The 9,638-nt window shown below is 71.9% G+C and carries 13 protein-coding genes; 8 read left to right on the top strand and 5 right to left on the bottom strand.

What is annotated here, in order from left to right; all coding sequences use genetic code 11:
- The 3 genes from ACTJK8_RS31660 to ACTJK8_RS31650 all read right to left on the bottom strand — a co-directional run.
- Positions 1-1,114, bottom strand: a 1,114-nt coding sequence (locus tag ACTJK8_RS31660) for a polysaccharide biosynthesis/export family protein (protein ID WP_440763143.1), incomplete at its 3' end; no start/stop codon positions are given.
- 272 nt (positions 1,115-1,386) lie between these two features.
- The gene (locus tag ACTJK8_RS31655; protein ID WP_012320701.1) at positions 1,387-1,674 is read right to left on the bottom strand and encodes a Flp family type IVb pilin; all 288 of its coding nucleotides are present in this window, start codon (positions 1,672-1,674) and stop codon (positions 1,387-1,389) included.
- A 143-nt stretch (positions 1,675-1,817) separates the two neighbouring features.
- Positions 1,818-2,102, bottom strand: a complete 285-nt coding sequence (locus tag ACTJK8_RS31650) for a DUF3072 domain-containing protein (RefSeq protein ID WP_012320702.1) — start codon at positions 2,100-2,102, stop codon at positions 1,818-1,820.
- 175 nt (positions 2,103-2,277) lie between these two features.
- On the opposite strand from ACTJK8_RS31650, the gene ACTJK8_RS31645 reads away from it, so the two are divergent.
- From ACTJK8_RS31645 to ACTJK8_RS31615, 7 genes are all read left to right on the top strand, one after another.
- Positions 2,278-2,844, top strand: a complete 567-nt coding sequence (locus ACTJK8_RS31645; RefSeq protein ID WP_053622663.1) for a gluconokinase — start codon at positions 2,278-2,280, stop codon at positions 2,842-2,844.
- 4 nt (positions 2,845-2,848) lie between these two features.
- Positions 2,849-3,670 (top strand): Cof-type HAD-IIB family hydrolase, encoded by an 822-nt coding sequence (locus ACTJK8_RS31640; protein ID WP_043074283.1) that lies wholly within the window; start codon positions 2,849-2,851, stop codon positions 3,668-3,670.
- 155 nt (positions 3,671-3,825) lie between these two features.
- Complete coding sequence (locus tag ACTJK8_RS31635; protein WP_053622659.1) at positions 3,826-4,806, top strand: lytic transglycosylase domain-containing protein; 981 nt, start codon at positions 3,826-3,828, stop codon at positions 4,804-4,806.
- A gap of 342 nt (positions 4,807-5,148) precedes the next feature.
- On the top strand, positions 5,149-6,033 hold the full coding sequence (locus tag ACTJK8_RS31630; RefSeq protein WP_012320706.1) for a helix-turn-helix transcriptional regulator: 885 nt from the start codon (positions 5,149-5,151) through the stop codon (positions 6,031-6,033).
- 229 nt (positions 6,034-6,262) lie between these two features.
- Complete coding sequence (gene cysE, locus ACTJK8_RS31625; protein WP_012320707.1) at positions 6,263-7,114, top strand: serine O-acetyltransferase; 852 nt, start codon at positions 6,263-6,265, stop codon at positions 7,112-7,114.
- A 91-nt stretch (positions 7,115-7,205) separates the two neighbouring features.
- Positions 7,206-7,421 carry a DUF3126 family protein gene (locus ACTJK8_RS31620; protein WP_012320708.1) on the top strand — a complete coding sequence of 72 codons (216 nt, stop codon included), beginning with the start codon at positions 7,206-7,208 and terminating at the stop codon, positions 7,419-7,421.
- Positions 7,422-7,568: 147 nt separating this feature from the next.
- The gene (locus tag ACTJK8_RS31615) at positions 7,569-7,898 is read left to right on the top strand and encodes a DUF6949 family protein (RefSeq protein ID WP_012320709.1); all 330 of its coding nucleotides are present in this window, start codon (positions 7,569-7,571) and stop codon (positions 7,896-7,898) included.
- Between the two features lie 6 nt (positions 7,899-7,904).
- On the opposite strand, the gene ACTJK8_RS31610 is transcribed toward ACTJK8_RS31615, so the two are convergent.
- Complete coding sequence (locus tag ACTJK8_RS31610) at positions 7,905-8,612, bottom strand: transglutaminase-like cysteine peptidase (protein ID WP_012320710.1); 708 nt, start codon at positions 8,610-8,612, stop codon at positions 7,905-7,907.
- Positions 8,613-8,931: 319 nt separating this feature from the next.
- Here ACTJK8_RS31610 and ACTJK8_RS31605 point away from each other — a divergent pair, with 319 nt between their 5' ends.
- Complete coding sequence (locus tag ACTJK8_RS31605) at positions 8,932-9,189, top strand: hypothetical protein (RefSeq protein ID WP_012320711.1); 258 nt, start codon at positions 8,932-8,934, stop codon at positions 9,187-9,189.
- 7 nt (positions 9,190-9,196) lie between these two features.
- Here ACTJK8_RS31605 and ACTJK8_RS31600 read toward each other — a convergent pair.
- A partial coding sequence (locus tag ACTJK8_RS31600) for a transglutaminase-like cysteine peptidase (RefSeq protein WP_440762961.1) occupies positions 9,197-9,638 on the bottom strand: 442 nt, incomplete at its 5' end.

Below are 9,638 nucleotides of genomic sequence, written 5' to 3'. Positions count from 1 at the left end.
TGAAGGCGGTGAGGACCTTCTGGACCTCGGTGAAGGGCGCGTTCGACACGTAGATCAGGTCGCGGTTGCGCATCCGGAACGCCTGCGACACAAACAGGCTGTTGGGGTCGCGCATGTCGATCCGGTAGACCACCGGCACCAGAGGCGTGCCGAGCAGCTTCGAGCCGGGGCTGAGACGACGCACGACGCTGGCCGGCTCGAACCGGAAGATGAAGGTGCCGGCCGGGTCGGCGGCGAAGTCCGACAGGCCGCGCGCCTTGGCCAGCGCCTGCGCCAGCGTGATCCCGTCGGCCTGGAACGGCAGCTCGGTGCTGTTGCCCAGCGCGCCCACCGCGATGAAGGTCTGCGGGTCGCGCACCAGGGTCAGCACGTCGTTGGGCCGCAGGTAGATGTTCTCACGCGGGTTCGACACCACCGTGGTCAGCGGCACGGTCGCGGTCACCGGCCCGCGCGAGAGCCGCACGAAGGTCTCGTTGACCGGCGCGCGGTTGCCGCCGGCGGCGGCGATGACGTCGAGGATGCGGTCGCCGTGGCCCGAGAGCGGCAGGCGGGCGCCGGCGGCGCCCTCGCCGGTGACGGTGACGGCCTGGGAGATCGGGCGTGTGACCGAGACCAGCACCTGCGGCTGGATGGCCTTGCCGGCGAGCTCGTTCTCGATGAGCGCCTGGACGTCCTGGGTGCGGCGGCCGGCGACCTTGATGCGGCCGGCGTAGGGCACCGAGATGGCGCCGTCGCGCCCGACGGGCTGCTCCGGGATGAGGGCGGACTTGGAACCTGCGGAGAAGCGGTCGGCGACGAGGGGCCCGGAGAACAGGCCGCCGGACCCGGCTTCCCAGACGGAGACCGAGACCATGTCGCCGATGCCGATGACCGGCTCGGAGGAGGGGCGGTGGTCGCCGAAGGAGGCGAGCAGGCTGTCCAGCGGCCGGCCGCGCAGGGCCTCGACCACGGAGGGAGTGACGTCGATGATCTCGTAGCGGGCGAGCAGGCCTCCGTCGGCCGTGGCGACCTCAGCCCCGGCCTGGATCGCGCTCGCCGTCGGACCCGCCGCGGGCAGGTACGTGCAGCCCGACATCGCCGTGACGGCGAGCAGGACGAGGGGAAGTTTGCGCATCCAGATGTTGCCCATCGGTATTGCCGAGCCCGTGCCTAGCCCATAGCGGCCCAGGTGTCCGTAGCGGGTGAGCCACACTCCGCCCGCCACGGCCGAGACTGCTAAGTCATCCTCGTTAAGCACAGCTTTTTCGGGGCACTGGAACGACATATGCCGGGCGTATCGCCCGCGGCCGAAATATCGGGACACAAATCCGGACGCTGTCGGCGGTAACGGATCTGCCGATCGACGCCCAGGGCCGGCCGGACCAGGCGCGATCCGCTCGCTGCCCGTCACTGCCCCTGGGTCACCGCCGCGGTGATGTCGCCGTAGACGGCGCTGACGCGGGATACGTAGTAGCGGATGCTGCCCACCGCGACGAGGAAGATCAGGCCACCGAGCAGGGCGTACTCCGTCGCGGTGGATCCGCGGAGGTCGCGGGCGAACCGTGCGGCCGCGGCCCGGATCCGACCCGACGGGGCGGACGCCGCCCGGGATCGCACAGCGCGCAGCCCCGCTCCGTCGCCGCCCGGCTCTTCCATGGTCGAACGCGCCTTCCAGTCCCGCTGTCCGCGCGACATCACGCGCTTCGAACGCTGGTACCCGAGCCCGATTGCCGCCGGCTTAACGAAGTGTTCGAAAGAGGGGATCGGGCCGAGTCCGGGCGGGATAGGCACCGCCCGGCGCGGTGACGGGGCGCCCGCGAGGGCGCGCCCGTGACGGCTCAGGCGTGGCCGGCCTTATGGCGCAGGTCGTCGATCCGCTTCGAGGCCTCGGCCTTGTCGAGGTCGGGGTCGAACGCCTTCGGCTCCTTCGCCTCCTCCGACAGCGTCTTCAGATAGGAGGCCTGCGCGCCGGTCATCGGCTCGCCGCCGGTCGTCCACTGGTCCGGATCCTTGATCTGGTTCGACACGTCCTTCGGGTCGGTCTTGGGGTTCTCCGGCGCGTCCTGGCGCGCTCCGGAATCCCGGCCCGCCTTCGAGGTCGCCTTCGCGGTGGTGGTGGCCATGCGACTGATGTTCCCTGATTGTTCGCGTTCTGGGGCATCAACGCGGCCGGCCGCGCCCCGGTTCCTGTGGCCGCGGCGGCGCCGTCGGGCGCGGCGATCTTCCCTTCCGCGCGCCCGCTCCGCATGATTGCGACGCGCGGCGCCCCCGGCGCACCTCGGAGGCACGGTGGTCCGGATGACGTCCCAATCACAGCCGACGCCCGATGCCCGGACGGCCGCTCAAGTGCTCGTGGTCATGGGTGTCTCGGGGTCCGGGAAGAGTACCGTGGCGGCGCTGATCGCCGAGAAGCTCGGCTGGATCTTCGTGGACGGCGACAGCTTCCACACACCGGAGCATGTGGCGAAGATGCGCGCGGGCCACGCCCTCGACGACGCGGACCGCGCGCCCTGGCTCGCCCGGATCGCGACCTGGATCCAGCAGCGCCTCGACGCCGGCGAGTCCGGCGTGGTCGTCTGCTCGGCCCTCAGGCGCGCGTACCGGGACGTCCTGACCCGGGGCAGCCGGCGCGTTCGCCTCGTCTACCTCGACGGCGACAAGGCCCTGATCGCCCGGCGCCTCGCGGAGCGCCAGGGCCATTTCATGTCGCCGTACCTCCTCGACAGCCAGTTCGCGACCCTCGAGGTCCCGGGGGCCGACGAGCACCCGATCACCGTCGGGATCCTCGAGCCGCCCGAGGCGATTGCCGACCGGGTCGTGGCGGAACTCGCCGCCGCGGCGCGCCGGGATCCGGGCAGGGAGTGACGCGATGACAGCAGAAGCCGGCAAGGCCGCGGGGATCGCGCTGGTGATCTCCGACGTCGACGGCACCCTGGTGACCGGCGACAAGCGCCTGACCGCGGCGACGGTGGCGGCCGTGAGCCGCCTGCGCGCGGCCGGGATCGGCTTCAGCATCGCCTCGGCGCGGCCCCCGATCGGCCTGCGGAGCCTCGTGGCGGAACTCGGCCTCGACCTGCCGATGGGGGCCTTCAACGGCGCGAGCGTCGTCCGGCCAGACCTGTCGATCATCGAGGAGCGGACCATTCCCGAGGCGGCGGCCCGGTCGGCCCTCGACCGGCTCCTGGCCGAGGGGCTGGATGTGTGGGTCTTCGCCGACGGCGCGTGGTGCCTGCGCGACCCGGACGGCCCCTACACCGACCTGGAGCGCCGCACGATCGGCGCGGAGCCCCGGGTCGTGGCGGATCTCGGCACGCTCACGGGATCGGCCGCCAAGATCGTCGGCGTCAGCCGCGACCACGCCCACCTCGCGGCCTGCGAGACGCGCATCGCCGCGGCACTGGCAGGCCGGGCCACCGTCCACCGCTCGCAGGCCTACTATCTCGACGTGACTCCGCCCGATCTCGACAAGGGTCGCTTCGTCGCCTGGATGAGCGCGCACCTCGCCATCCCGCGCGAGCGGATCGCCACCTTCGGCGATGCCGGGAACGACCGCCCGATGTTCGCGCAGAGCGGCTACGCGGTGGCGATGGGCAATGCCGAGGCGAGCGTCCAGGCGGCCGCGAGCGCGGTCACGGACAGCAACGACGCCGACGGGTTCGCCCGCGCGGTCGAGCGCCTCATCCTCCCCTGACCGGCCGACCGCGTCCGCGCGCCGCCCTGTGGCGCGCGGATCACAAGCGGGCCCGTCGCCCCGGTCGCCCACAGGCTGCCGAACCGGGGCCGCTTTCCGGCCTCATTTCCCCGTGACCTAGCTTGACCACAGAACAAGCAGCACCGGGTCTCGGAATGCATCGCCTCATCCTGGCCGCCGTCCTCGCGGTCGCGCCCGCCGCCGCCTTCGGGCAGGGCGCGCGCGACAACATCGACGCGCTGATCGAGCAGCAGGCCAAGGCGAACGGCGTTCCGGCGAGCTTCGTGCACGCCGTGGTGAAGCGCGAGAGCAACTACAACCCGCGGGCCAAGGGCGGCAGCGCCCTCGGCCTCATGCAGATCAAGCACGCGACCGCGCGCAGCCTGGGCTACACCGGCGACGCCGCCGGCCTGTACGATCCGGAGACCAACCTGCGCTACGGCGTGGCCTATCTGGCGGGCGCCTACCGCACGGCCAAGGGCAACGTCAGCCAAGCCTACCAGTACTACAACCGCGGCTACTACTACGCCGCCAAGCGCCAGGGCATCTCCACCGAAGTCGCCTCGGTGGTCGCGCCGGTGGCGGCGTCGGCCAGCGCCCTGGCGAGCCTGTTCGGCGGCGGCGTCGCCGACACCCGGAACAACCCCGCTGCCGCCGCCCTGGCCTACGCACCCACCGCCGCCGCGGTGGCGGAGGTTCCGACCGAGACCGTCGAGGTGCCGCTGCCGCCGCGCCGGCCCGCCGCCCTGGCCGGCGCGGCGATCGAGCTCGCCAGCCTGTCCATCGACCCGGCCGCCGCGGCTCCGGGCGCGGCCCCGGGCACCGCGCAGGCCGCCGCGGCGCCCGCCGTGGAGGTGCCGCTGCCGCCGCGCCGGCCCGCGGCCCTGGGCAGCGCCGTCGCGGCGGCCGCGCCGGCGCAGATCGCGGAGCTCCGGCTCTCTCCGCAGCCCGAGGCCACCCCCGCTGCGATGACCCCCGCGGCCTTTCCGGCGCCGGCTACCGAGGCCGCGGTCGAGGCCGTCGAGGTGCCGCTGCCGCCGCGCCGGCCGTCGCTCCAGATGCTCGCCGCCGCCACACCGCGGCGCGCGCCGGCCGCCGCGCCGGTGCAGGAGGCCACGGCCCTGCCGGTCGAGTAGCGCGCCCCCTTCCGAACCGGCCGCGCACCGGGAAACCGCCGGCCGGCCGGGCCCTCTGCCCACACAAGGATCATGCCCAAGGCTTGACCATCGGGTCGATCCGCAACACATAGGCGCCACGCCAGCAACGTGGTTGGATCGCTACGGTACGGACCGGCGCCGCAAGACAGCGGCCGTACGCGGGTGGCGCACGACAGATCTCAGGGCAGGAAACGCCGGTCCACGCGCGCACGTTCGGGCAGTGTCCTGTCCGGCGGAACGTCAAAGCGCGATGGATCTCGAAGCGGCAGGCATGCAGGGCACGGACTCTGCTTTCGAGCTGGCAGGAAAGCGGACGGCGCCATGACCGGCGTGGTAGAACAGGAATCTCTCTTTCTCACGGACCTCGGGCGGCGCGTCAGACACGCGCGCACCGTGCGCGGGCTCTCGCGCAAGGTCCTGTCGCAGACCTCGGGCCTGTCCGAGCGCTACATCGCGCAGCTGGAGGGTGGCCAGGGCAACGTGTCGATCATCCTGCTGCGGCGGGTGGCCAACGCCATGGGCGTGCGGCTCGACGACCTGATCACCGGCAACGACGCGCTGCCCGACTGGCCGGTGGTGCGCGACCTCCTTGCGCAGGCGAGCCCGGCGCAGATCGTCGCCGCCAAGGAGGCGCTCTCCGGCGGCAGCCGGCCCGAATCGAGCAACAGGCCGCGCGTGGCGCTGATCGGCCTGCGCGGCGCCGGCAAGTCGACCCTCGGCAAACTCGCGGCGGAGCGCCTCGGCTGGACCTTCGTGGAGCTCAACGCCGAGATCGAGCGGGAGAACGCCCTCTCGGTCCAGGAGATCTTCGCGATCTACGGCCAGGAGGGCTATCGCCGGCTGGAGCAGGCGGCCCTGCGGCGCCTCACGGAGCATCCCGGACCGCTGATCCTCGCGACCAGCGGCGGCATCGTCGCGGAACCGCTCACATACGATCTGCTCCTGCAGGCGTTCTACACGATCTGGCTGCGCGCCCGGCCGGAGGAGCACATGAGCCGCGTCCGCGAGCAGGGGCACCTCGCTACGACCGGCGACCACGCCTCCGCGATGCAGGAGCTGCGCGCCGTGCTGGCGAGCCGCGAGCCGCTCTACGCCCGGGCCCCGGCCACGGTGGACACCTCCAACATCCCGGTCCAGACGATGCTGGACCGCCTGACGGCGGCGATCGAGGCGCGGTTCGGGCAGCCCGTGCCGCTGGCGGACTGACCCGCCGCCGATCGCTGACAGCCATGCGACCGATGCGACCTCAGGGCCGCGCCGGCCCTTGATCGCCGCGGTGCAGCGCACCACGCTAGGGCAGAACCCGCGGTCCGGCGCCCCTGCGGCCCACCTCCGCCCCGGGCGGGAGATCCGCCCGTCCGAGCGGGCGCTGGACCGGCCCCGCCGCACGCGCGATCGGCTAACCCTGCGAAGTCCCGGACGTGAGCATCCGCCCATGAGCGCCAGTCCTGCCTTCAATCACCCCTCGCATGACCTCGCGGTCGTCGACCCGGTCTGGTCGCGGCTGCGGGACGAGGCGGAGGACGTCCTGCGGACCGAGCCGCAGCTCGCCTCCTTCATCGTCGCGACGATCCTGAACCACGCCACCCTGGAAGGCGCGGTCTCCCACCGGGTCGCGGCCCGGCTCGGGCACCCGTCGCTGCCGGCCGAACTCGTCGCCCACGCCTTCCACGAGGCGATCACGGCGGATCCGGGGATCGGGCAGGCGTTCCGCGCCGATATCGGCGCGGTGATCGACCGGGATCCGGCGACGCTCCGGGCGCTGGAGCCGGTCCTGTACTTCAAGGGCTTCCACGCGCTGCAGGCCTACCGCCTCGCCCACCATGTCTGGAACCGCGGCCGGCGCGACCTCGCCCTCTACCTCCAGAGCCGGGTCTCGGAGGTGTTCCAGTGCGACATCCATCCGGCCGCGCGGATCGGCCGGGGCGTCTTCCTCGACCACGCCACCGGCCTCGTGGTCGGCTCGACCGCGGTGATCGAGGATGACGTGTCGATCCTCCACGCCGTGACCCTGGGCGGTACCGGCAAGCAGCGCGGCGACCGCCACCCCAAGATCCGCCGCGGCGTGATGATCGGCGCCGGCGCCAAGATCCTGGGCAACATCGAGGTCGGGGCCTGCGCCCGGGTGGCGGCGGGCTCTGTGGTGCTGCGGCCGGTGCCGCCGAACACGACGGTCGTCGGTGTGCCGGCGCGCGTGGTCGGCACCGCCGGCTGCGACGATCCGGCCCGGGCGATGGACCAGCTCGTCGCCCTCGACCAGTTCATCCACCTGGGCGACGGGATCTGACCCGGAGCGGTCGCGCTTGCCGCTCCGCCCGCGGCGTGGCAAGCCCTCGGCCCATCCGCGGCGCCAGCGCCGCCAGGGGAGATCGACCAGCGTGACCAAAGCCGAGACCGCGAAGCTTCAGGACTATCTGCGCCGCAAGTTCGCGAACAACAATATCCGCCTCATGGCGATGAAGACCGGCGACTCCGCCGAGGTGTTCATCGGCGAGGAGTCGATCGGCGTGATCGCCGATGACAAGGAGGACGGCGACGATTCCTTCGTCTTCCGGATGGCGATCCTCGACATCGATCTCGAGGAAGAGGCCTGAGGCGCGGCGCCTCGGCGCCTCCAATGTCCCGGGCCGGATCCCGCCGGCCCGCACCTGTGCACGGATTAACGCTAACGAAGGCCCGTGCTTAACAAGCGGTAAACGGCGTGAGTACAGTGCGCTCAACCTGTATCAGGAGCGCGAATAATGGTCCTCACGCCCGCCGCCCTCGAGTCGATCCGGACCCTGTGCATCGGACTGGCGCTGTCCGGCCTGATCGCCAGCGCTTTCGAGCTGTTCGCGGCGCGGCGGGCGAGCTTCAGCCTGCTGGAGCGCGGCGGTCTGCCGGCGGTGGCCGCGTTGCCGATGCTCGCCTTCTCGGCGCCGTTCATCATCCTGCGCAACACGGTGCGCGGCCGGCGGATCGAGCGGCGCCCGATCCCGTTCGTGATGCTGGCGACCGTCATCGCGTGCGGCTGGAGCCTGCTCTCGGGCCGTGTCGCCCTCGACCTCGCCGCGATGCTGGTCGGCGCCTGACCGGGTTCAGGGCTCGGCGGTGGCCACCTGCGCGGTGCCGTCCTTGCCCTCCAGGGACACCCAGGCCGCGCCGTCCTGGCCGGCCCGCTTGATGAAGTTGTAGCCGGTGCGGCGCCAGGAGCGGATCGCGTCGGTCTTGTTGTCGAGGACGAAATCGCCACGGTCGGTCCGGACCGTCAGCACGGCGTGGCCCTCGTTGGTCTCGTCGATCACCACGGTCATCAACAAGGCGCGCCGCGGCAGGCCGCGCTCCACCAGCATCCGCCGCTTCAGCAGCTGGTAATCCTCGCAATCGCCGAACCCGTCATCCGGGAAGTCCCAGCGGTCGACGACGCCCCAGTGCGCCTGATCGGTGATCGGCCGGATGCGCGCGTTCACGCGGCGGTTGACGCTCTGGAGGGTCCGCCACACCGCCACGGTCAGCGGGATCTCGGCCGGCTCGGCCGTGTCGACCGTGCATTCCTGGGGTGTGCGGGTGCAGAAATCCGTCCAGCCGGCGATCGCTCGTACCGGGCCGGTCGGTTCGGCGGCGCTCACCTGATCCGGCAGGACCAGCCGGGCATGGGCGTGGGTCGTGGCACCGCCCATCGTGAGGATCGTGCCCAGCAGGGCGAAACTCGCCACCTGCCGCGACCGGCACGCGGCGTGCGTCCAGCCGCGCCATCGCAGCGGGCCGAAGACCTGACACGAGATACCGCCATCCGCGTGCCGCATGGTTCAAGCCCCCGCCGCCCGATGATGACGGAAGGGTGACACGGCGACGTGCGGCGCACAATGGGCGAGGGCGAGATAGATAACGCGCCGCGAGCCTTATCGGTTCCGATTTAAGAGAGTGTTGCACCCGCAGAGCTCTCCGAAGAAGCATGCACTGAGCGAATGGCCGCTCTGCGCCGTCGCGGAAGGCCTTGATTCAGGTCAGCTTTGCCGGCTTCTCAGAACGGCTCGCGCAGGGGATTCGCGGCGGGCCCGATCGAAGCGCATGAAGCCGGCCAGCCCGTCGCGGACGGGGCCGCGCCCCAGGAAAGGACCCGCAATGCAGCCCGCCATCCAGCAGGTGATCAGAGCGCTCGCCGAGGATGGTCGGGCCGGCGCGATCAATATCGCGGAGCACGCGGTCGATTCCTATCTCGCCGACGCCCCGAGCGAGGGCGACAGGGCGCTGTCGCGGGACATCCTGGTGCGGGATCTCGCCAGCCTCCGGGGCGTCGCCCCGCATCTCGCGGCCTTCATCGGCCGGGTCGAGTCCTACGTGGCGAGCCTCGCCCAGCCCTCCCTGAGCCGGGCGGCCTGAGGCCGCTTCACCGGTTGGCGGTGGTGACCGGGGAGGTGACGCCGCCGAGGGAGACCCAGGCGACGGCGTCCTGGCTCTCGCGCTTGATGAAGACGTAGCCGGTCTTGTGCCAGGGCAGGATGGCGTTGGTCTTGTTGTCGAGGACGAGGTCGCCCCGGTCGGTGATGAGCGTCAGCACGGCGTGGCCCTCGCCCTTCTCGTCGATCACCACGGTCATGCGCATCGCGCGGCGCGGCAGCCCGGCCTCGGCCAGCATGTGGCGCTTGAGCAGCTGGAAGTCCTCGCAGTCGCCGATGCCGTCCTCGGCCAGGTCCCAGCGGTCGGCCACGTGCAGGTGGTCCTGGTCGGTCATCGGCTCGACCGCCTTGTTGACCCGCCGGTTCACCGACACGATCGTCGCCCAGGTGGCGGGCGTCAGGCTGATCCGGGCCGGCTCGCCCCGGTCCAGC

It is taken from the genome of Methylobacterium sp. 22177 (assembly GCF_052045615.1).
Classification (GTDB): Bacteria; Pseudomonadota; Alphaproteobacteria; order Rhizobiales; family Beijerinckiaceae; genus Methylobacterium; species Methylobacterium radiotolerans.
The sequence above is the reverse complement of the archived record's forward strand: the minus strand, read 5'-3'. Positions and strand labels throughout refer to the sequence as shown.

What these genes read in the sequence shown, in the direction of transcription:
- ACTJK8_RS31655 (WP_012320701.1), bottom strand. Translation starts at nt 1,674, where the DNA reads ATGTCGCGCGGACAGCGGGACTGGAAGGCGCGTTCGACCATGGAAGAG.
- ACTJK8_RS31650 (WP_012320702.1), bottom strand. Translation starts at nt 2,102, where the DNA reads ATGGCCACCACCACCGCGAAGGCGACCTCGAAGGCGGGCCGGGATTCC.
- ACTJK8_RS31640 (WP_043074283.1), top strand. Translation starts at nt 2,849, where the DNA reads ATGACAGCAGAAGCCGGCAAGGCCGCGGGGATCGCGCTGGTGATCTCC.
- ACTJK8_RS31645 (WP_053622663.1), top strand. Translation starts at nt 2,278, where the DNA reads ATGACGTCCCAATCACAGCCGACGCCCGATGCCCGGACGGCCGCTCAA.
- ACTJK8_RS31630 (WP_012320706.1), top strand. Translation starts at nt 5,149, where the DNA reads ATGACCGGCGTGGTAGAACAGGAATCTCTCTTTCTCACGGACCTCGGG.
- ACTJK8_RS31605 (WP_012320711.1), top strand. Translation starts at nt 8,932, where the DNA reads ATGCAGCCCGCCATCCAGCAGGTGATCAGAGCGCTCGCCGAGGATGGT.
- ACTJK8_RS31615 (WP_012320709.1), top strand. Translation starts at nt 7,569, where the DNA reads ATGGTCCTCACGCCCGCCGCCCTCGAGTCGATCCGGACCCTGTGCATC.
- ACTJK8_RS31635 (WP_053622659.1), top strand. Translation starts at nt 3,826, where the DNA reads ATGCATCGCCTCATCCTGGCCGCCGTCCTCGCGGTCGCGCCCGCCGCC.
- cysE (WP_012320707.1), top strand. Translation starts at nt 6,263, where the DNA reads ATGAGCGCCAGTCCTGCCTTCAATCACCCCTCGCATGACCTCGCGGTC.
- ACTJK8_RS31610 (WP_012320710.1), bottom strand. Translation starts at nt 8,612, where the DNA reads ATGCGGCACGCGGATGGCGGTATCTCGTGTCAGGTCTTCGGCCCGCTG.